Raw genomic sequence first — 20,551 nt, forward strand, 5'->3', positions numbered from 1 at the left:
AATTAGCCTTAAAATTTATTTATAGATAGCCTCTAAGGTAGAGCTTTCTTGACTATTTAGATTCTAGTCAAAGCAAGATAAGTTTTTTATCTTTACTTTATATTTCTACAGTTAAAAATATTTATGATATCTTTAAAGGTTAATAGTTTAATACAAAATTGGCGTTGGCGTAGATAATTTTTTGCGTTTATGTTTTTGCTATATGCAAATTTAAATTTTGATTATTAAATTATAACTTATAACAGGATATTAAAATGTTTATCTCTAATATTTTTCAAAAATTTTTTTCTTTTCTTTTTGTTTTATTCATCACAGCTGCAGTTTATGCGGATCAAAAAAAAGTAGCAGTCATTGTTCCACTTGAACATGCCGCAATGACTGAGATTATATCAGGAATTAAAGAGTCGCTAAAAGATATAGATGCAGAAATTATAGTTAAAAATGCTCATGCTGATTCTAATATTTTACTTGCCATTATAAAGCAAATAAAAGATCAGGATATTGATATAATAATTCCAATAGGCACGACAGCCAGTCAAACTGTTATTTCTCATATAACAAATAAACCGATTGTGTGTGCTGCTGCTATGATTAATAGTAAAAACCTACCTTTAGTTACCGGTGTTAACGATGAGATACAAATCACTGACACCATTAGTAAATTACCTTTTTTACAGAATATCACTTTAATTTATAGCAGTAGCGAGAAAGTTATACCTGAAGTAGAAATGTTAAAATTATATGCTGGAAAAAACAATATTTCTCTGCATACGGTAATGATACAAAATTTCAATGATATGCCTATGGCTGTAAAAAATGCTCCTGAAAATACGCAGAGTTTTATAATTTTGAAAGATCATTTAATAGTCAGTGGGATTAATATTTTAAAGCAAGAAGCATTTAAACGCCGTATTCCGATAATTGCTTCCGATGAAGGTTCGGTAATTAGCGGGGCAACTATTGCGGTAGGAGTACAAGAGAAGCAAATAGGCGTAGAAGCAGGTTTAATGGCAAAAAAAATCTTACAAGGAATAGAACCGAAAGATATTCCATTTGGGGATATGAAAGACTTAACTTTATTTATTAACCTTAAATCATTTGTTAAACAAGATATTCTTACTAAAGAAAATTTATCCGTACTTCCTTTCGCGCGTAAAGAACTTGAAGAGTAGTAACATGAACATTTTAGTTACTGCTCTTGAGCAATCCTTAATAATGCTGCCGCTTATTTTAGGGATATATATAAGTTATCGGATCCTCAAAATTACCGATCTTACCGTAGACGGTACTTATGTACTTGGTGCGGCAGTGTTTGCCCGCAGCCTTTCATTTGGGTTATTTCCTGCATTAATATTTGCCGTAATAGCAGGCGGAATTATAGGCAGTATAGTTAGTGTTATGCAGAAGAATAACCGCATTAACGGGCTTATAGCCGGAATACTTGCAAGTTTTATGCTTTATTCGGTTAACTTACAAATTATGCAGCGTCCTAATATATCGGTTCTTGGTATGCCGACTCTATTATCTGTATTAGATCTCGAAAATTGGTTAATACCTTTAGTAATAATCAATTGTCTTATTATATGTTCAGTTATAATTTTATTAAAAGGTAAGCTCGGTTTATTTCTGCGTGCTTTTGGTTTTAATAAAGATTTATTGATTAATTTAGGAAAACCTGCCGAGCTTTACCGTACTATCGGTTTTAGCATAAGTAATTGTTTGGCTGCTTTAACCGGTACTTTATCTGCACAAGTAAATGGTTTTGCCGATATTAATATGGGTTTCGGGGTGGCACTAGTCGGTATTGGTGCAATTGTTATAGGGCGTCATATTTTAATCCATGCTAATAATTTTAATGTGTTTAAAGAGATATTTTCTTGTTTGATAGGTATATTATTTTACTTTATTGCTCTGGGCTTTTTACTCCGAATTGGCATCGATCCCATAAATCTTAAGCTTATTTTAGGGATAGTATTGTTTATTTCGTTGAGTTCTGTAAAAAGAGAGGCTTTATGAAACCTTATTTATATGCAGAAAATATACAGTTCAAAGTTAAAGAAAGAATCGAACCTATAATTGCTGAAACTACTTTAAATATCGCTAAAGAAGAGTTTGTTGTAATATTGGGTCATAACGGTAGCGGTAAGTCTACTTTAGCTAAAATACTTGCCGGCTATTTAAAACCTACTAGCGGGAAAGTGTGTCTAGATCAAGTCAGAATCGATAAAATACCTAAAGGACAAAAAGCTTCTACATTAGTTACATTAACACAAAAAGCTGAAGAGAGACTATTTACCGAGCTAACCCTTGAAGAAAATATCATTTTGTGGGAAAGTAGATTCTCTAGTAATGAACGGTTAGCAAGTAGTGAGTTGTTAGAGCTTACAGGTGCACCTAAACGCTTTTTGCCTTTACTTTCACAGCCATTAGGTAAATTTTCCGGTGGAGAAAAGCAGATTATACTGTTGGCACTTATCATAGCTCATCCACCTAAAATATTATTTCTAGACGAACATACGGCAAATTTAGATCCGAAAGCTTCTTTGGAAGTGATGAAAAAAACAGCAGAGATTATAGAGAAACATAAGATCACTTCCGTTATGATCACGCATAATTTAGAAGATGCCGTAAATTACGGCAAAAGGCTTATAGTCCTAGATAGTGGTAAGGTAGTACTAGACTACCTAAAACCACCGGGTTTTTCTTTAAAAGAACTTAAAGAGATTTTAAATTAGAATTGAATATCTGCACCTATCTGTCCAGCTAATTCAGTACCGAAAGAATATTCACAAATATAATCTATTAACTCACTTTTTACATTCTTGTTAGTAGTCTGATAAAGAAGTACGAAATTAATAAGATCATTCTTATTTTCTCTATTGTAAGGCGTGTCTTCACTTCAGCCGATAACTTTTCTTCTGTTGAAGTTGATGGAGCCGGCACTACTATAGGGGTTGCTACAGGAGTTACTAATGTTGGAGCGGCTACAGGATTATTATCATTAACATTATAATTTAAAACTTTTTCTATTAACTCTGCTCTTGTATCTTCATTAATACTAATCTCAATTAATGTATTAATAATGCCATCTTTATCTTCACCGTTTTTAAGACGTTGCATAACATCTTTTAATAATTTTTCGTGTGTATTTTTTGCAACCCCTTCTTCATCCGGTAAATCATAATTATAATCATTAACATCCATGTCTTTATAATAGTTGGCTGATTTTGCACCCAAGTATTTTTGTATGGTGTTAATTTTTAATTGCTCATTAATATGAGAATTATATTTTTTAATGCATAAATTATCTTTTCTTTATCAACACCTATCTTTACAAGTTCTGCTATACTGTGATCGAATGGATTATGCAATAGAACGCCTTGTCCTATATCAGCACCTTTAGATATTAACTTCTCAAGTAACCATTTATCTCTTGATGTTAATGCGTGATTAAAAATTGACTCACCACACGCATTAATGTTAAGATTAACTTTATTATTTAAAAAGAAGTCCAGTAACGTTTTATTTTGACCTGATTCATGCTTTAGTAGCAAATAGAAAAAAGGTGTGCCGCCATAATTGTCTACTGTATCAATTTCACTGCCGGGTTGTAATAAAATTTGAGTTATTTCGTGCTGTTTAGAATAAGTTGCATAATGTATAGGTATACGTCCCTTTCCATCTTTAGTATTAACATCCACATTTTTTTCAAGTAAAAAGCTTCTTATTTCCTATTGTTGCCGCATAATGTATAGGTTAGTATAGATATTTATGCTCAAATTCAAAACTTGTCCCTTTGTCTAATAAAATTTTAGCTATTTCTTGAGTGCTTGCATAAAATAATGCCGTATTCCCTTGTTAATCCTTAGCATTGACATCATAACCTTGCTCAATTAATTTTTGAACAATATTTGCATTTCTGGCTGAGGCTTCTATACTAAACGGTGTACGGTTGTCTTCAGCTTCAATTAAGGTGTCATATATTTCATGGTTTGGTGCACGTACATTGTCCTCTGCTGCTATTTCTGTAGAAGTAGTGGTTGTTACTGGTGCCGGTGCTGCTACCGGAGCTATTACTGGATTATTATAGTTAATATTATAATTAAAAAGTTTTTCTATTAATTTCTCTCTTGTAACATCATCTATATCAGAATAAAATTCAGGATTCATAATTAATCCGTTGATAATTTTATTTTTATCATCCTCATTTTTAATATTTTTCTTCATCTCAGCAAGCTTTTGTTCTGCTTTGAATTCAGGCAGTGCTGAGCGTGCATTAGCGGAATCAGTTAGTATTTCTTTAATTTCTGGTTTAGATGCATAATCTATAGTTTTTTTCCTTTAGCATCTAAAGCATTAACATTGGCACCTTGTGAAAGTAAAAGTCTAACATTATTTACATTCCCTATACGTGCTGCATTATGTAAAACCGTACTACCGTCTTGAAGTCTGTAATTAGCATTATTTGTTGGTTGATTCATCATATAAATATTCCTTTATGTTTAAATATTATTTTGTCGTGCGAGCATTATACATAATATTTTGAATTTAAGCAAGCCAATAGTTAATTTTTTAACTATTTATTAGATTTTGTATAAAACCAAACGAGGAGTAAACAGATTAGAAGACCGATATTTAAGAGTAGATTATACTCTGTCATAGAAATACCAAAGATTTTGATGGCGGGTTTCATGCAGGACGTGATTGGCTGCGAGTAGAACATTTGTTTGATGTGTTGTATAGACAAGCCTTTCGGGATACGAAGCATTGATGAACAAAGAGCACTTGGTTGTACTATGCCTCTTTCTACGAAACTATGATAGGTTGATAATATACAAGAGCTAAGGATAGTTAGGAGAATGAATATTAAAGTATATTTACTTAACTGTCGGATGATTAAAGCAGTTAAGCAAATTTTGATTAGGGTTAAATAGGGAAATCGTTCGTAAACGCATAAAGGACAGGGTGTATAATGGAAGATATATTCAGTAATATAAGAGGTAGCAAGTGCTATTATAGAAATTGCAATCAGTCCTAAATGTAGAACTTTATAGCTATCTTTTCTGATGTAATTTATAATAGTATTAAATGGCATGGTTTTTTTGTTCTTAATGTCATTGCGAGCGACTGCCAGGAGCGTGGCAATCTCGGGAAGTTTGATGAGATTGCTACGTCGCTTCGCTCCTCACAATGACGGTGTTTAATTTGATATTTTACAAATAAATAAATTTAGTATATTGTCACTGATTATTAATTAAAGCGCAAGAAAAATCAATGTCAGAAATTTGGAAAGATGCTATTAAGTCAAACGCGTGGCCTTTTGTTGAGGCTAAGAAGATATTAGATAGCTTAAACGGTAAAATTCCTGAGAAGGGGTATGTATTATTTGAAACGGGTTACGGTCCTTCAGGTTTACCTCATATCGGTACTTTTGGTGAAAATGCCCGTATGGTGATGGTACAGAAAGCATTTGAGCAATTATCCGATATTCCGACTAAACTAATTTGCTTTTCCGATGATATGGACGGGCTTCGTAAAGTACCTAGCAATATCCCAAATCCTGAAATGGTGGCACAGTATATGGATATGCCGCTTACTTCTATCCCTGATACATTCGGTGAATGTGAAAGTTATGGGCATTATATGAATGCAAAGCTTCGCTCATTCCTTGATAAATTCGGCTTTGAGTATGAATTTTATAGCAGTACTAACTGTTATAAAGCTGGTATGTTTGATGAGATGCTGATAATGGTGCTTGAGAAATATGATGAGATAATGGAGCTAATGCTACCGACTTTTAGAGAAGAGCGCAAGGCTACCTATTCACCTTTCATGCCTATATGTCCGAACACAGGTAAGGTACTGCAAGTACCTATAGAGAAATGGGATGCTAAAGCAGGCACTGTAACGTATAAAGACAAAGCCGGTAATTATATAGAAGTACCGGTAACGGGAGGGCATTGCAAATTACAGTGGAAGCCGGATTTTGGTATGCGTTGGGCTGCGCTTAAAGTCGATTATGAGATGTACGGCAAAGACCATTTGGCAAATGCTCGTCTTTATTCGGAAATTTGCCGAATCCTAGGAGGAAAGCCGCCGGTGCAGTTATGTTATGAGTTATTCTTAGATGAAAACGGTGAGAAAATATCCAAATCAAAAGGTAATAGTATTAGCATTGATGATTGGCTTAAATATGCTCCTGTTGAAAGTATGGCATTATTTATGTATCAAAATCCGACTAGAGCTAAACGTTTGTTTTTTGATGTAATTCCTAAAAATGTTGATGAATATATTACTTTTAATCAGAAATATCATTTAGAAGAGGATATGGCAAAGCGTTTTGCAAATCCCGTTTATCACATCCATCACGGAAATGTACCGAAAATTGAGACTTTTGGAATTACCTATTCGTTGCTTTTAAATCTTACTTCTGTGTGTAATCCTTCGGATAAATCGGTGCTTTGGGGATTTATTAGCAAATATGAGCCAAAAGCAACTCCAAATACTAACCCTTATCTTGACCATTTAGCAGAATTTGCTATAAGATATTATAATGACTTTATTAAAGCACATAAATCATATTTATCTCCTTCTGAAAAGCATAAGGTTATTTTGCAGGATATATTAGATATGTTATCTGATATAGCTGATCAAACCGAAGCTGAAGCAATTCAGAAAGCAATATATGATATAGGAATGAAAGCAGGATATGAAAATCTGCGTGATTACTTCAAAGATTTATATCAAATATTGCTTGGACAGAATGAAGGTCCAAGACTTGGGACTTTTATAAAGCTTTACGGGGTGCAGGAAATGAAAAAGCTGGTTGAAGGGCAGTTGTAGCCTATATATCATTCCAGCATGGGTATCTAAGCGTCATTGCGAACGAAGTGAGTGTGGCAATCTCAGGAAGTTGGACGAGATTGCCACGTCGCTTCGCTCCTTGCAATGACGTTAAAATAAAAACTATTAACAAATGAATGAAATTTTTTGTAGTACGTTACCTATTTTTTTAATTACGCTGCTTGGTAGTATTATCAAAAATAAATGGTTAACTTCAGAAGAATTTTGGCGTGGTATTGAGAAATTATCGTATTTTGTACTATTTCCTGCCATGTTGTTTAGTTACGTATCTACTGCAGATTTAAGTATTGCACCCATAATTAAATTAGTAGTGGCTCTTATTATATCCACTATTCTTGTATCAATCGGTCTTATAATTTACCAAAAAAAATACAACATAGATAAAGTCCAATTTACTTCTATTTTTCAAGGATCGATTCGTTATAATAGCTACATTTTTTTTGGGGTAAGTAGCCCCTTGCTTGGTTCTAGTGGGCTTTCAATCGTTGCCATTATTTCTTCTTATATGATTATTTTTACCAATATTTTATCGGTAATGATTTTCGCTTATTATATCCCTAATAAATCCGTTACTAATACTATTAGCACTAGTTTTGTTTTAATGATGAAATTAATTGTGCGTAATCCATTAATTATCGCAAGTTTAGTAGGATTCGTTTTTAATTACTCAAATCTTGAATTACATTTAGGGCTTAAGAAAACGTTAGATAGCCTTTCTAATGCCGCTTTAGCTATCGGTATGCTAAATGTTGGGGCAGGGCTTAATTTTACTATTAGACAAGAGCTTTTACATAATGTAATGTTTACAAGCTTTGTTAAATTAGTTGCATTTCCTCTAGTTAGTGTAGTAGTACTATGGTTAATGTCTATTGACGGATTAGATAGATCGGTAGGAATATTATATAGCTGCCTTCCATGTGCGAGTACGGCTTATGTTTTATCTCGTCAACTTGACGGTGATCCTGATTCTATGGCGTCGATTATAACATTTACTACTTTTTTCTCGGTAGTTACTATATCAATTATTATGTATATAATGGGGTGAATTTACCACGTCATTGCGAGTGACTGAAAGGAGCGTGGCAATCTCAGGAATGTTGCCTGAGATTGCTTCGTCGATGCCTATTGCGTCTGCTCGCAATGACGAAAAACCAAAACAAACAAATAAAACAGGAATTTCTAAAATGGATGAAATGAATAAAATAAATTATGCTGAGGCCCTTGAATATCATGAAAAAAATAAGCCTGGTAAGATTGCTATTTCTGCAACAAAGTCTTTAGTTACTCAGCAAGATTTATCACTTGCTTATTCCCCAGGGGTTGCGGCTCCTTGCCTTGAAATTGCTAAAAATTTAGAGGATGTATATAAATATACTGCTCGCGGTAATTTAGTTGCCGTAATCTCTAACGGTACTGCCGTACTTGGGCTTGGTAATTTAGGAGCTGCCGCTTCAAAACCGGTGATGGAAGGTAAAGCGGTACTATTCAAAAAATTTGCTGATATTGATGCAATTGACTTGGAAGTGAATACGGAAGATCCTGAAGAATTTATTAATGCTGTGAAGTATCTCAGTTATAGTTTTGGGGGTATTAATCTTGAAGATATTAAAGCTCCAGAATGTTTTATTATAGAAGAAAAATTAAAATCTTTAATGGATATACCGGTCTTTCATGACGATCAGCATGGAACAGCGATTATTACCGCCGCAGGGCTAATAAATGCTGCGTATCTTACTAATCGCAAGCTTGAAGATTTAAAAATCGTAGTTAACGGAGCAGGTGCAGCAGCTATTGCTTGTATTGATTTATTAATTGCTCTTGGAGCCGATAAATCAAAGATTATTGTATGTGATACTAAAGGCGTTGTTTACAAAGGACGCCTAGAAGGTATGAATAAATGGAAAGAGCTATATGCAAGTGATACCAAGTTTAGAACTTTAGCGGAAAGCTTAAATAACGCTGATGTATTTATAGGGTTATCGGTAAAAGGGGCAGTAACTAAAGATATGGTGAGTAGAATGACAAGTAATCCGATTGTTTTTGCTATGGCTAACCCTGATCCGGAAATTACTCCGGAAGATATAAAACTTGTGCGCGATGATGCGATTATAGCAACAGGGCGATCTGATTATAATAATCAGATTAATAATGTTATGGGATTTCCTTATATTTTTAGAGGAGCATTAGATGTAAGAGCTAAGACTATTAATACGGAAATGAAAATAGCTGCGGCAAAAGCCATTGCAGATTTAGCCCGTAGACCTGTACCGGAAGAGGTGTATAAAGCTTACTCAGGGCGTAAGATGGTTTTTGGTAAGGAATATATCATTCCTGTACCGTTTGATCCTCGTTTAATTACCGTAGTAGCAGCGGCGGTTGCCGTTGCTGCAATAGAAAGCGGCGTTGCTAGGGTTAAAGATTTTAGTATAGGTAAATATAAGAAAGAATTAGGTAGCAGATTAAATCCTACTGCTAACTATATGAATTTCTTAGCTGAAAAAATTCATAATGCACCGCTTAAACGGATTGTTTTTGCTGAAGGTGAAGAAGAAGAAGTAATTTCTGCCGCTCTTATGATGCGAGACAAGAAATACGGTCATCCGATTATAATTGGTCGTGTTGAACGAATTGAGGCTATGTTAAAAAAGATAGGTCAAGATATTAGCTTAGACGGAATTCAAATAATGAATGCGGCCTTAAGCGATAGTTTAGAGAAATATACTGATTATTTATATAAAAGACTTCAGAGAAAAGGTTATTTATACCGTGATTGTGCAAAGCTTGTTAAAACTGATAAGAATATTTTCGCTGCTTGTATGTTAGCATGCGGTGACGGTGATGCTCTTCTAACCGGTGTTACGAAAAGTTATATCGATAGTTTAGAAGATATCATGAAAGTCATTTCACCAAAAACTAATCGTAGCATCCTTGGTTATTCAATTATGATTGCTAAAGATAATAATATTATTATTGCCGATAATTGTATTACAGAACATCCAAACAGCTGGGAACTTGCACAAATAGCAACCCAAACTGCAGAAATTGCTAAAAATATGGGAATCACGCCTCGTGTTGCACTTCTTTCTTTTTCAACATTCGGTAATTCTTCTAAGGCAAAAACAGCTTGTATTCGTGAAGCAGTAAATATACTAGATAATTTTAGCAAAGACAAAAAAGAGCTGAGCGGCATGAAGGTAGATTTTGAATATGACGGAGAGATGTCGGTTAAAGTGGCTTTAGATGGTGATTTACGTAAATTATATAAATTTTGTAGATTATCAGGATCTGCAAATGTATTAATTATGCCTGGTTTAAATTCAGCTGCTATTTCTACTGAGTTGTTACAAGAATTTTCGTCAAACAGCTTTATAGGTCCTATAACAAACGGTTTTGAAAAACCCGTTCAAATACTTCAAGCTACAGCAACAGCTAATGAAATACTAAAAATAGCAATTTTTGCTTGTGTTGAAGCTATAAAAGAGGTTTAATTACTATGTCTTTAAAATCAATTAACTTGTGAGAGGTAAAATGGTGTCGATTACAGAACTTAATAAAAATATACAAGAAATTACAAAAGGTTTACGAAAACATGATCCTCAAATACCTGATACCAGTAAAAAACTGTTAGCTTCTAGAGAAAATTTTGACGGTCTAATACATTCTGATTTAGGACAGCCTGTACGAAATGAACCGCTTTCTTTTGATGAAGAGTTAAAGCAAAAAGTTCAAAGCAGACAAGTACAGGATTCTTTCGAGCAGCAAACAAAGAGTACAGAAGAAAAAATAGATAATCATGCAAAACGTATAGAAGAATTAAAGCAAAAACAGAAAGAACTAGAAGAGAGGAAAAAGGGGCTTGAAGAAAAAAAAGCTAATTCTAATATTACTAGAGAAGAAAGATGGAAAATCGCTGCAGAATTAGAAGCTATTAATAATCAATTTAAGGCTATAGAAAAAGAACATAATACTATTAATAGTGCTTCCGATAGAGAACAAAAGTTTGATAATAAAAATAAATACTTAACTTCTACAAAAAGAGAGCCGACAGCTGCAGATTTACAGCAACAAGGAGCATTAGCAGCTATAAAACGTATGAAAGAAGAGAAGATAAAGCAGCAGCAAGCAGAAGCTGTTAATCAATCTTCAAAAAATACTCCAACTGTGCCTAGTGGTACTATACCGATGCCGCCTCTAATGCCTGGAAGCGGTATTCCTATTCCCCCATCGCCTCCGCCACCACCTATATCAATTCCAAAAACTATAAAAAAAGAGGCAAAGGATGTTGGTAAGCAAATGCCTCAAGGAGGAGATAAGCATAAAGAAGAACTAACAAAAGCTATAAAAGCACGAAGAGAAAAAATAGAAAAGCAAAACTTAGGAAGAGGAATGTAATTATTATAGTATTATAATGGCTCTTTTTTCGAATTTTATCATAAAATGAGCTGTTAGTCTCTATGAAGATTTCTAAGAAGATTTAATTTTGGTTATTTTTTGCTGCAAATCATAAGGTTTCTTTGAAATAGGAGTAGCTATTCTTTCAAAAATTTTATTAATTTTCGCTAAAAAATACCTCAAAATAGCAAATCAATTAGAAATCTTCATAGAGCCTAGCGAATTAGAACGATTTTACAATTTAATTGCAGTTTAGCCCAAATTTTATCTGCAGTATATATAGGATAGCCTGTAATTAATCCTAGGCTAATGCAAGCTCTGTCACCAAGAGATAAGCCAAATTGTTCTGTTTCTTTCTTTAAGCGTCCAATTTCTATAGCTTGATCAAAATCTAAGGCTACAATTTTATTTATTGAAACTGAGATCATTTCTTTACTTTGAGTAAAAGATATGTTCAATTTTTTATCTAGTTCAGCTACTACTTCTGCTATATTTACTGTAGACATAATAGATAACGGTAATAATTCTTCGACCTTGTCACTACCAGTTTCTAAGTTAAATAATGCAAGTAAAGCAGATGAATCTAAAATATATTTATTCATTATTAAATTCCTTTCTTCTTGATTCAATTAAAGAGTCAACTAATGATATATTATCTTTATTTCTAGATTTTACTAATGCTTGAAATTCTTTAATTTTATTTTTTAGAGGAATCAATGTTAATTCTTTATCAAGTATTAGCATTAACTGATCTCCTGAAGCAAGATGTAATTGATCACGAATTTTTGCAGGAATATTTATTCTGCCATTTTCAGATATAGTAACTTTATATTCTAAGTGCATATTTTTAAAACAGTTAAAAATTGAATATATACCAAATATAAAATTTTATAATTAAAACTACAATAGTAAAATAAATATAAAAGATTTCTATATTGAAATTATGCTGTAGTTGTTCCTATTTCAAAAAAATCTTATAATTTGTAGACACCAAGAGTAAAAATAGATTAAATTAATTTTCTTTCACACAGCCTAAATAGTTGGTATCATATGATGTGGCCACAAAAAGAAAATATTATATGTCTAATTCAGCTTTTTTAGTTGCATTTTTTACAACGATTATCCGTTATTATGATTATGCTCTATTCGGTTTATCGGCTAGTATTCTTGCACAAAATTTCTTACCTAATATAGAGCAGGATAAACAACTACTTGGTTTTTTTGCTATTCTTAGTGCAGCCGTTATAATACGACCTTTAGGGTCCTTAATTTTTGGATTTATCGGAGATAAATACGGGCGTACTAAATCTATCAAGATATCAATGTGCATGAGTAGCATTTCTACCGGATTAATTGCTATTACTCCTTCCTTTGAGATAATAGGTATTTTTGCTACGGTAATACTAACATTATGTCGAATGGTTTTTTTAGCAAGCCTTGCCGGAGAAGTTGACGGAATAAAGGTTTATGTAGCTGAAAAAACAGGAGATAATCAGAAAAATTTAAATATAGGAATAGTTTCATGCTGTAGCCAAATAGGTGCATTACTTGCGGCTATAGCTTATTATTACGCTAGTAATTCCGATATCCAATATTTATGGCGTTTTAATTTCTTTATTGGTGCAATATTTGGTTTATTTGCTATTTTGATGAGAAATTTTTTTAAAGAAAGTAGCGAATTTTTAAGAACGTCATCAAAAAGTACCTTGCGGCAAATTATATGGAATAATAAACTATCCGTTATAATAGCATTACTAATAAACGGTGCTATTGGAGGAGTGTATCACTTTTTAGTAATTTTCTTAGGAGTTTTTTTAACAAAAATAGCTTTTATAAATCATCCTGAAATAAGATTTATGAATATAGCTCTTACTACTACCTATGGAATATCAGCTGTTTTTGCAGGGCTGTTTGCCGATAAAATAAACCCTTTAAGACAGATTACATGGGCTTTATTTGTCAGCATTATTGTTGCTTTAGGAATGCAAATAATGTTATACAAACAAATATTTAATATTCTTTGTCCCGTTATATTAATAGGACTTGCAGCATTTTATGCAGTACCGCTACAAATTATTGTTCAATCCTTATTTAAGACTAATGTTAAAATGAGGCTTTATAGTCTATCACATTCTTTTGGAGGTATTATTCTATCCTCAACTACTCCTTTCTTTAGTATGTTGTTATGGCAAACTTTTAAGTCACTATCTCTCACTTTAAGCTTTTTCATATTTTTGCTTATAATATTAATGAGTACAGTGTTAGTTTTACGCAGGATGTCATCCTCACAACAGTAAAGCCTTGTTGTATGGCTCGAAAAACCTACTCAATGTCATCCCCGCGAAGGCGGGGATCTAGAAAAATAACTTCAATATTGATACAGAATTTACATATTTGACAAAATAAACACATAAAAAACTTGTTTTTTATGTGTTTTACTGGAGTCCTGCCTCCGCGGGAATGACATAAACAAGCCATGCAACAAGACCCAAAAACAAGAATAACATCAATTGCCTTAGATATTTCTTTCGTCTTTACTGCAACCTGTAGGTTTTATGCTAGGACTACTTGAAGATTTGGAGCTTTGCTGTGCTTGTGTCCCAATTTGCTTCGCTTCTTTTGCTAAGTTTTCAAAGTTGTCTTTTAAGTTTTTTGCATTGCTTTTTAGCTTTAAATCGTGAGTTATTTCGTTAATATTCAATTTTTCAGGAGTGTGATGATATATAGGCTCTTTAGATTGAGTATGTTTAGAATGTTCTATTGCAAATTTTGTACGAGGTTTTATTAGTTCATTCTCTTTTCCTATACCTTTCTGTTTTTCTTCCTCCCATTTATCCCATCCCGCCGGTGATGTCCAGTATCTTGTTGTTTTACTATCAAAGCCTTTTTCAATTGGTACTATTTTCTTTAATTTCTTTACCTCGATTTTCAAACTCAAAATTTTTCTGAGGAGTTATATAGTCAGATTGAGTATTTTCATGTTGTTTTTCTACAGTCTGTTTCTTTTCTTCTGTTCAGTATTTTTTGATTTTGCTGTCAGAGTCTGCTTCAAATTTTGCTATTCTATCTTTTATACCGGTAACTGCTCCTGTAGATATTTTAGGTTGATCTTGGGTTGATTGCTTAATATGTTTCAGAGATGTATTTTTAGATAATTCATAAGTCAAAGATTCTAAATTAGATAAATTCTTTTGAACTTTTTCTATATTGGAATTTAAATATTCTATTATATTTTTTAATGTGGTATTAATTTCTACAAAAGATTTTTTAATCTCTTTATTAAATTTATCATCATTATTACTTATCTTAATACAATTAGTAGAAATTTTTTGAAGTGTATCTAATATATCATTAATTCTCTCATCTTGTTAAGAAGTCGATACCATACTGGCTAAAAATTCACTTCTTCCTAAATTTCTATTAACATTATTTCAATATAGAGGTATGGTAGAGGTATAATCTTGTGGAAATTTATCGATCTCTTCTTTAAACCTCTTTAAGAACTTTATTGTATCATCGAATATAGGATGAGTATTCCAGGAAAGAGCAGGAGGAGTCGGTATTGCTTCCTGCATTGGATGAGTTATTGCCTCAACTTGTTTCGGGGATGTATCTTTAGATAGCTTTTCATTTTGTAGCTCAGATATATAATCATCTACTGCTTCTTTTAATTTATCTGAAACGGCACTATTTGGGGCAGGAGGCAGCATTCCGGTGTCATCCCACTCTAAATCAGTATCAGTAGTTAGCATTCCATTATCATCCTGCTCTAAAGCGATATTATCGCTTCTACGCTCCTCACGAGGATCAGTTAGCTTATAGTAATTTTTATTTAGTAAACGAGGAACACGTGAATTGTCGCTCTTTTCATATTCCTTAATTTCTTCAAATATACCTAGTGTCTTATAAATATTATCTACTTCTTCTTGAGTAAGTCTTTCATTGCTTACTTCTTTTTGTTGGATAGATTTTTGTAGTTCTTGTGTTGCCGTTAACGTATCTTTTGCTGTATTTGAATTTGATAAAATTTTCGCTTGTGCTAAATCAAGAGCTTCAATTAAATTAGTAGAGCTGCTTTTTCCAAATGTGGTAGATAATTCTTCTTGACTTGAGCCTATTCCTGAATCAATAGAAGAAGATCTAGAAACGGTAGATTTAGGATTAATATTTGCCTGTTGTACATAAGATTTGCCGGTATCTATTAATATTTTATCAGTGAATTGTGCTAGTGCATTGAATGAATTTTCTAGTTTTGCAAAAAGTTCTGTTGAGTAATGTACTATTGCCGGTGATAACTTAGGTATAGAATCTTCAGGTATAGTTTCTGAAGAAGGAGAATATTTACCTGTTTCTTTTTGTAGTACTGATTCATTTTGCTTGATTAAATTTGATATATTTTTAAATTTATTTGCTAATTCTTCAGATAATATATCAATATTGTTATTACTTCTGGCATATAAGACTAGAGCCTCCTTGATATTTGGCGAGATATTATCTTAACAACATCTTATATTGTAAATCTAATTCGCTTGAATTATTAGTATTACGGAAGTAATTTTTATTTACTGATATACTTTTTTGCTGAGTATATTTTTAGAAGCTTCTATAAGTTCTTTTGCCCCTGTCTCTTCTTTATTTTTTAACTTCTCAAATAAATTTTGTAAACCATCTGAAAAATCCCTGGCATTATCAAGGTATAAAAATTTTTCATTTCATCTAATTTTTCTCTAGACTCTTTTATTTTTTGTAATCTTTCTCTTAATTCTTGAAATTTATCCCATTCATGTTGTTCAAGAAAAAATCCCTCTATTTCTGTATTTTTAGTATTAGGGCTTTCTCCACTACTCAGGATTTTATTTCTAGCTGCCTGTAATCTAGATGGTTGATGAGAGTTGATATTATTAATCAAACCTAAAATTTCTTTTGATGTCTTATTAAATTCTTCATTATTAGTTGGATTTTTGATTGTTTCTTGAACTGCTTCCCTTAACTTGATTATTTCTTCTTTAAGGCTAAGTTCTACTTTTTGTTGACCGCGTGTTATAGCTAGTTTATCTGTTTCTAAAATATTAATTTAAATTTAGCCGGTCTAATTCATTCTTATGTTTCATAATTTCCCTCTATTAATAAAAATAAACCAAAATGTAATACCATGTATGTTCAATTAACAATATTAATAATTAGTATTAATTCAATATTTTAAATCTTGTTGCATTTGTGCTTCAATAATATAATTTTATCATTTATTTTATCGTCTCAATGAGTTTTTTAACTTCCTCGACTGATTTATCAAATAGTGCTTTTTCCTCTGCGGTTAACTGCAGTTCTATTACTTTTAGAACACCTTCTTTACCGATCATAATAGGCACTCCGACATATAAATCATGTACGCCGTACTCACCTTGTAAATGAGCGGCACAAGTTAGAATCTGACGTTTATCTTTTAAATATGATTCAAGCATTTCTATTGCTGAGGCTGCGGGAGCATAATAAGCAGAACCTGTTTTAAGTAATGCAACAATCTCACCGCCGCCGTTTCTAGTACGATCGATTATTTTTTCAATATTTTCATTACTTGATAAGCCCATTTTTATCAAGTCAGGTATCGGCACGCCTGATATTGTAGAATATCTTGCAAGAGGTACCATAGCATCACCGTGACCGCCGAGAACCGTGCTATTAACATTGCTAACTGATACTTTAAACTCTTCAGCAAGAAAAAGATTAAATCTTGATGAGTCAAGTACTCCTGCCATACCGATTACTTTATTGTGAGGCAATCCGCTTTCTTTAAGCATGACATATACCATAACATCAAGTGGATTGGTAATGACTATTACAAAGGCATCAGGAGCGTATTTTTTAACATTTGCTGCAACCGTTTTCATAATACCGGTGTTAATGCTAATTAAATCGTCTCTACTCATTCCTGGTTTTCTTGGTAAACCGGCAGTAATAATTATGGCATCAGATCCTTCAATATCTTTATAGTCGTTTGTGCCTTTTATTTTGATATCAGACCCGACTATTGTACCGGCTTGCATGAGATCCAATGCTTTTCCTTGCGGTATTCCTTCAGTCACATCAAATAACACGATATCGCCGAGTTCTCTAAGGCTAATTAAGTGAGCAAGTGTACCACCTATGTTACCGCTACCTATTAATGAGATTTTTGGATTTTGTTTCATTACTCCCTCTACAAATATTAAATATGCCTATTACTATATTACAAATAGATTCAAGAAAAAAGAATTTTTAAATTATATTGTTAATTGGTTAATTCATAAAAATTAACCATTCACATTGACTTTATTAAAATAGATTAATATAATGCCGAGTCAAAAATACCATGAAACATGGAATCTTAATAAAATAACTAAAAAAAATAATTATGCCTAAAATTTCTAAGTTAATAAATATTTTTAAATCTTGTATAGGAAAGGGGAGTAATACAAAAGAATGTAAAACCGCTCCAGAAATGTTTCATGATTTACGCATTAGTATTAACAATAGTCTTAATAGTAAAACAGTAAAGATATTAGTTTTGATACGGTAGATAGACCAGAAAACAAAAGTACCCTACATTATGTAACTGACTTAGCAGACCTTAAAGAGTTACTACAAAAAGGTATTGATCTTAATATATAAGATGAGAATGGTGATACTGCTTTAGAGATTACAGGTAATTTTAAAAAAGCCAAAATGTTACTTGAATATGGTGCTACGGTGAATGACTATAAACAGATGGGTGAAGTATTACATTACTGTGGTCGTAACTCAGTAGAAAACAAAATTATTCTTTCACTATTAATGCATAACAATACTAATTTTACAAAAGCAAATTTAGTAAGACAATGTAAAGAACCGTATGAAGGAGGCAGAGCGGTTAATAAAACAAATTGAAAAAATAGAGGGCTTAATATATCAAAGTAAAGAAGTAGAGACGTTAAGAGTATATGTTGACAGATTACAGAGCTTAAAAAATAAATATGAAAAAGCAAAGGATAGTAAGCCAAGCTGTTTTAAAAATGATATTAGATTATATTAAAAATCAATAGAGTGATGGTTTAAAAGCTCAACTTGTTATTATTGTCAAAATCTAGGGTTAATCGAAGATTATTCGGAAGTAGCTCAAGAAAATGCAGTATATAAGTGTTTGGATGAGGCTTTTGATTTGCTTGATCAAGGATTAATAGGAGAGGATATTCAAAATACAGTAGTTTGATTCATAGCATCAAGCAATTTTTGAAAAGCACTGGTCATTCCTATTCAGCATTGTATGCATGGATCGTTTTATGTCATTCCCGCGTAGGCGGCAATCTAGCATAATAACTTCTCTATATCGATATTTGAGGTTATTATGCTAGATCCCCGCTTTCGGGCCTTGTTGAGTGGATCAGTTTTCCCGATGTCATCCCGCGACTTGATCGTGGGATCCAATTAAAAATACTAAAATTATTAGTATTTTTTATTGTTTTTATGGATCCCGTGGTCAAGCCACGGGATGACACAGGGGGTTTTACCGGTCTACGCAACAATGTTGAGCTAGGAATGACATCGTACGCCTTTTCTGAGTCATGCAACAACGCCTACGTAGCTCATGAAGATTAGGTATCAACGCAAGCAAGCCTTCGCAGGCATGGATATCCTTATCAACGTTGTATCATCTTATTATAATATTTCGATAAAACTTTCACGCCATATAGCCATAATAGACATACGATAATAAAACTAAACATCAATAAACCGGCTATGTCGTTATGTATGGCGTTCGGGAAAATACTAAAGGATATGAATTGAATAATAGCACCTATTGATTTACCGATTTTAGCACCCATAACATCAACTGCAGCTTTACCTTTGGTCTTCATTTCACTATCGAGCGGAATATATACCATTTCTTTAGTAGCATCAAAAAGTGAATATTTTACGGATTTAGAAAGTACATGCCAAAGTCCGCCGATAAAAACTATAACGACAAGCGGCGTACTATAGCCGAGAGTATTTACGATATTTCCTAGGTGATTTTCAAAAACCGTGAATGAAAAGAACATAAAACCTGCTCCAAACATCATAATCGGTGTTATAATAGCTCCCCAAAACCAGCCGTATATTCTAATTAAACTACTGCCTAAAAACGCACTAACTAACGTGAGTACTCCCGTCCAAAAAAACACTTTACCGTGATAGGCCATAAAATCCTTTGTCGCGGGATAGAGTTGCTTTACTTTGGACATCCATAATCCTTCTATTAGGCTAATACTCATAGAATAAGACATTACAAGAAGACAAATAAAACCGAGATATCTAGAAGTTAATATTACTTTTGCACTTTCGACCAAGTTTAATTTTAATATATCCGTTCTTTGGTTTTTAAATTTAATATTTTTGTCAGCTTCTACGACTGATTTATCAATAAGTTTATGAAGAGCTAGACAAATTAATCCGGATATTAAAATAACCGTAATAAATGATTTTAAAAGAATTTCATTTGTATCGTTGAGATGAGAAAATAAAGGTAATAAGAAATGCTCACTCTTAGCAAAATAAATAATTACGGTTCCTGAGATGAGTAAATTAGTTTGTCCGAATAAAGTAAAAAATGAGTAAAATCTTGGTGCTTCTTCGACTTTAGTAATTTTATTTGCAAGCTGCCAATATAAAAGAGTAAAGACTATAACCGGCCATAACTCTCCCATAATATAAAATAATACCAAACTCCACTGTCCCCAAATTATTAAAAACCATTTTAAGTGAGGAAGAACAGTGATATAGTGCTTAATTAATTCGGGATCGGGATGAAAAAACTCTCTGTACGGAAATAAAATAAAACCAAAAATTGCGAAGAAAAATAAAAAAATACCGGTAATTATCCTAAAAACTTGCTCTGTTGTCATAATATTACAGAGTTTAGAATAAAAAATAACAAATAAAATTCCCATCGGCATTTCGCCCCAAAGTTTGATAAAACTCAATACTTCTGAGCTAATTAAGGTAACAACAAAACTATCTTTAATACTACGAACTAAGTTTTGATTAAGTAGAATAAAAAACATTAGTAAAGTCATCGGGATGAACTTGGTTAATTCATACGATCTAATCGGCCATACTATATGTCTAAATTTACTGTTTCTGGCTTTATTCCAAATTGTGAAATTAGAATCCACGCTATCCATTGATTTACTATGAGCTTATTTTTTTAGTACCAGATAGTTTTGAAAAATGTTATGTTTTTGCAAGGCTTAGAGCGTTATAGGTCATTCCCGCATATGCGGGAATGACCTATAACGCTTTT

23 protein-coding genes and 1 pseudogene are annotated in these 20,551 nt (G+C 32.6%); 11 read left to right on the forward strand and 13 right to left on the reverse strand.

The window, feature by feature from the left end:
• The first annotated feature begins 254 nt into the window (after window positions 1–254).
• The 3 genes from RJP_RS02675 to RJP_RS02685 are packed head-to-tail and all read left to right on the forward strand — an operon-like array spanning window position 255 to window position 2,735.
• Entirely contained in the window at window positions 255–1,172 is a 918-nt protein-coding gene (locus RJP_RS02675; protein ID WP_014120717.1) for an ABC transporter substrate binding protein, read from the forward strand.
• A gap of 4 nt (window positions 1,173–1,176) precedes the next feature.
• Entirely contained in the window at window positions 1,177–2,016 is an 840-nt protein-coding gene (locus RJP_RS02680; protein WP_024704514.1) for an ABC transporter permease, read from the forward strand.
• Window positions 2,013–2,735, forward strand: a complete 723-nt coding sequence (locus RJP_RS02685; RefSeq protein WP_014120719.1) for an ATP-binding cassette domain-containing protein — start codon at window positions 2,013–2,015, stop codon at window positions 2,733–2,735. The genes RJP_RS02680 and RJP_RS02685 overlap by 4 nt, the downstream gene beginning before the upstream one ends.
• A gap of 79 nt (window positions 2,736–2,814) precedes the next feature.
• On the opposite strand, the gene RJP_RS02690 is transcribed toward RJP_RS02685, so the two are convergent.
• The 5 genes from RJP_RS02690 to RJP_RS07670 form a co-directional block, all read right to left on the reverse strand.
• Entirely contained in the window at window positions 2,815–3,237 is a 423-nt protein-coding gene (locus RJP_RS02690) for a hypothetical protein (protein WP_014120720.1), read from the reverse strand.
• A gap of 23 nt (window positions 3,238–3,260) precedes the next feature.
• Complete coding sequence (locus RJP_RS02695; RefSeq protein ID WP_014120721.1) at window positions 3,261–3,701, reverse strand: ankyrin repeat domain-containing protein; 441 nt, start codon at window positions 3,699–3,701, stop codon at window positions 3,261–3,263.
• 157 nt (window positions 3,702–3,858) lie between these two features.
• Window positions 3,859–4,227: a hypothetical protein gene (locus tag RJP_RS02700; protein WP_014120722.1), complete on the reverse strand. Its 369-nt coding sequence runs from the start codon at window positions 4,225–4,227 to the stop codon at window positions 3,859–3,861.
• A 98-nt stretch (window positions 4,228–4,325) separates the two neighbouring features.
• A complete protein-coding gene (locus tag RJP_RS10350) occupies window positions 4,326–4,484 on the reverse strand; it encodes an ankyrin repeat domain-containing protein (RefSeq protein WP_225981204.1) in 159 nt (52 codons plus the stop codon).
• A gap of 92 nt (window positions 4,485–4,576) precedes the next feature.
• Window positions 4,577–5,095 (reverse strand): disulfide bond formation protein B, encoded by a 519-nt coding sequence (locus RJP_RS07670; RefSeq protein WP_014120723.1) that lies wholly within the window; start codon window positions 5,093–5,095, stop codon window positions 4,577–4,579.
• Between the two features lie 179 nt (window positions 5,096–5,274).
• Between RJP_RS07670 and RJP_RS02710 the strand changes: the two genes are divergently transcribed.
• From RJP_RS02710 to RJP_RS10355, 4 genes are all read left to right on the forward strand, one after another.
• Complete coding sequence (locus tag RJP_RS02710) at window positions 5,275–6,843, forward strand: lysine--tRNA ligase (RefSeq protein ID WP_014120724.1); 1,569 nt, start codon at window positions 5,275–5,277, stop codon at window positions 6,841–6,843.
• A 133-nt stretch (window positions 6,844–6,976) separates the two neighbouring features.
• Window positions 6,977–7,909, forward strand: coding sequence for an AEC family transporter (locus tag RJP_RS02715; RefSeq protein WP_010977145.1), 933 nt, complete (start codon window positions 6,977–6,979; stop codon window positions 7,907–7,909).
• Window positions 7,910–8,048: 139 nt separating this feature from the next.
• On the forward strand, window positions 8,049–10,352 hold the full coding sequence (locus RJP_RS02720; protein WP_014120725.1) for an NADP-dependent malic enzyme: 2,304 nt from the start codon (window positions 8,049–8,051) through the stop codon (window positions 10,350–10,352).
• A gap of 40 nt (window positions 10,353–10,392) precedes the next feature.
• Window positions 10,393–11,256, forward strand: coding sequence for a hypothetical protein (locus RJP_RS10355; protein WP_024704516.1), 864 nt, complete (start codon window positions 10,393–10,395; stop codon window positions 11,254–11,256).
• 215 nt (window positions 11,257–11,471) lie between these two features.
• On the opposite strand, the gene RJP_RS02730 is transcribed toward RJP_RS10355, so the two are convergent.
• On the reverse strand, window positions 11,472–11,858 hold the full coding sequence (locus RJP_RS02730; protein WP_014120726.1) for a type II toxin-antitoxin system VapC family toxin: 387 nt from the start codon (window positions 11,856–11,858) through the stop codon (window positions 11,472–11,474).
• Window positions 11,851–12,099, reverse strand: coding sequence for an AbrB/MazE/SpoVT family DNA-binding domain-containing protein (locus RJP_RS02735; RefSeq protein ID WP_010977150.1), 249 nt, complete (start codon window positions 12,097–12,099; stop codon window positions 11,851–11,853). Before RJP_RS02735 ends, RJP_RS02730 begins: the two co-directional genes overlap by 8 nt.
• 236 nt (window positions 12,100–12,335) lie before the next feature.
• On the opposite strand from RJP_RS02735, the gene RJP_RS02740 reads away from it, so the two are divergent.
• On the forward strand, window positions 12,336–13,553 hold the full coding sequence (locus tag RJP_RS02740) for an MFS transporter (RefSeq protein ID WP_024704517.1): 1,218 nt from the start codon (window positions 12,336–12,338) through the stop codon (window positions 13,551–13,553).
• A 218-nt stretch (window positions 13,554–13,771) separates the two neighbouring features.
• Here the strand turns inward: RJP_RS02740 and RJP_RS02745 are convergent, their stop codons facing one another.
• From RJP_RS02745 to RJP_RS02755, 3 genes and pseudogenes are all read right to left on the reverse strand, one after another.
• Window positions 13,772–13,957 carry a hypothetical protein gene (locus tag RJP_RS02745; protein ID WP_024704560.1) on the reverse strand — a complete coding sequence of 62 codons (186 nt, stop codon included), beginning with the start codon at window positions 13,955–13,957 and terminating at the stop codon, window positions 13,772–13,774.
• Window positions 13,958–14,095: 138 nt separating this feature from the next.
• Window positions 14,096–14,423: pseudogene (locus RJP_RS11290) on the reverse strand (hypothetical protein); the annotation flags it as partial.
• 264 nt (window positions 14,424–14,687) lie between these two features.
• Entirely contained in the window at window positions 14,688–15,008 is a 321-nt protein-coding gene (locus RJP_RS02755) for a hypothetical protein (protein WP_024704518.1), read from the reverse strand.
• A 190-nt stretch (window positions 15,009–15,198) separates the two neighbouring features.
• On the opposite strand from RJP_RS02755, the gene RJP_RS09755 reads away from it, so the two are divergent.
• A complete protein-coding gene (locus RJP_RS09755) occupies window positions 15,199–15,363 on the forward strand; it encodes a hypothetical protein (protein ID WP_014014209.1) in 165 nt (54 codons plus the stop codon).
• Between the two features lie 532 nt (window positions 15,364–15,895).
• Here RJP_RS09755 and RJP_RS10365 read toward each other — a convergent pair.
• Together RJP_RS10365 and mdh are read right to left on the reverse strand one after the other, a co-directional pair.
• Window positions 15,896–16,165 carry a hypothetical protein gene (locus RJP_RS10365; protein ID WP_024704519.1) on the reverse strand — a complete coding sequence of 90 codons (270 nt, stop codon included), beginning with the start codon at window positions 16,163–16,165 and terminating at the stop codon, window positions 15,896–15,898.
• A gap of 334 nt (window positions 16,166–16,499) precedes the next feature.
• Entirely contained in the window at window positions 16,500–17,444 is a 945-nt protein-coding gene (gene mdh / locus RJP_RS02770) for a malate dehydrogenase (protein WP_014120728.1), read from the reverse strand.
• 514 nt (window positions 17,445–17,958) lie between these two features.
• Here mdh and RJP_RS10370 point away from each other — a divergent pair.
• Window positions 17,959–18,159: a hypothetical protein gene (locus tag RJP_RS10370; RefSeq protein ID WP_024704520.1), complete on the forward strand. Its 201-nt coding sequence runs from the start codon at window positions 17,959–17,961 to the stop codon at window positions 18,157–18,159.
• Entirely contained in the window at window positions 18,125–18,304 is a 180-nt protein-coding gene (locus RJP_RS10375) for a hypothetical protein (protein WP_024704521.1), read from the forward strand. The genes RJP_RS10370 and RJP_RS10375 overlap by 35 nt, the downstream gene beginning before the upstream one ends.
• Before the next feature lie 604 nt (window positions 18,305–18,908).
• On the opposite strand, the gene tlc2 is transcribed toward RJP_RS10375, so the two are convergent.
• Entirely contained in the window at window positions 18,909–20,432 is a 1,524-nt protein-coding gene (gene tlc2, locus RJP_RS02785) for a nucleotide exchange transporter Tlc2 (RefSeq protein WP_024704522.1), read from the reverse strand.
• Window positions 20,433–20,551 lie beyond the last annotated feature (119 nt).

The sequence above is a fragment of the Rickettsia japonica YH genome, assembly GCF_000283595.1.
GTDB lineage: Bacteria > Pseudomonadota > Alphaproteobacteria > Rickettsiales > Rickettsiaceae > Rickettsia > Rickettsia rickettsii.

Excerpts from the sequence above, each read along its gene's own strand:
- RJP_RS02675 (WP_014120717.1), top strand. The coding sequence starts at position 255 with ATGTTTATCTCTAATATTTTTCAAAAATTTTTTTCTTTTCTTTTTGTT.
- RJP_RS02680 (WP_024704514.1), top strand. The coding sequence starts at position 1,177 with ATGAACATTTTAGTTACTGCTCTTGAGCAATCCTTAATAATGCTGCCG.
- RJP_RS02685 (WP_014120719.1), top strand. The coding sequence starts at position 2,013 with ATGAAACCTTATTTATATGCAGAAAATATACAGTTCAAAGTTAAAGAA.
- RJP_RS02700 (WP_014120722.1), bottom strand. The coding sequence starts at position 4,227 with ATGAAGAAAAATATTAAAAATGAGGATGATAAAAATAAAATTATCAAC.
- RJP_RS10350 (WP_225981204.1), bottom strand. The coding sequence starts at position 4,484 with ATGATGAATCAACCAACAAATAATGCTAATTACAGACTTCAAGACGGT.
- RJP_RS07670 (WP_014120723.1), bottom strand. The coding sequence starts at position 5,095 with ATGCCATTTAATACTATTATAAATTACATCAGAAAAGATAGCTATAAA.
- RJP_RS02710 (WP_014120724.1), top strand. The coding sequence starts at position 5,275 with ATGTCAGAAATTTGGAAAGATGCTATTAAGTCAAACGCGTGGCCTTTT.
- RJP_RS02715 (WP_010977145.1), top strand. The coding sequence starts at position 6,977 with ATGAATGAAATTTTTTGTAGTACGTTACCTATTTTTTTAATTACGCTG.
- RJP_RS02720 (WP_014120725.1), top strand. The coding sequence starts at position 8,049 with ATGGATGAAATGAATAAAATAAATTATGCTGAGGCCCTTGAATATCAT.
- RJP_RS10355 (WP_024704516.1), top strand. The coding sequence starts at position 10,393 with ATGGTGTCGATTACAGAACTTAATAAAAATATACAAGAAATTACAAAA.
- RJP_RS02730 (WP_014120726.1), bottom strand. The coding sequence starts at position 11,858 with ATGAATAAATATATTTTAGATTCATCTGCTTTACTTGCATTATTTAAC.
- RJP_RS02735 (WP_010977150.1), bottom strand. The coding sequence starts at position 12,099 with ATGCACTTAGAATATAAAGTTACTATATCTGAAAATGGCAGAATAAAT.
- RJP_RS02740 (WP_024704517.1), top strand. The coding sequence starts at position 12,336 with ATGTCTAATTCAGCTTTTTTAGTTGCATTTTTTACAACGATTATCCGT.
- RJP_RS02755 (WP_024704518.1), bottom strand. The coding sequence starts at position 15,008 with ATGCTAACTACTGATACTGATTTAGAGTGGGATGACACCGGAATGCTG.
- mdh (WP_014120728.1), bottom strand. The coding sequence starts at position 17,444 with ATGAAACAAAATCCAAAAATCTCATTAATAGGTAGCGGTAACATAGGT.
- RJP_RS10370 (WP_024704520.1), top strand. The coding sequence starts at position 17,959 with ATGTTACTTGAATATGGTGCTACGGTGAATGACTATAAACAGATGGGT.
- RJP_RS10375 (WP_024704521.1), top strand. The coding sequence starts at position 18,125 with ATGAAGGAGGCAGAGCGGTTAATAAAACAAATTGAAAAAATAGAGGGC.
- tlc2 (WP_024704522.1), bottom strand. The coding sequence starts at position 20,432 with ATGGATAGCGTGGATTCTAATTTCACAATTTGGAATAAAGCCAGAAAC.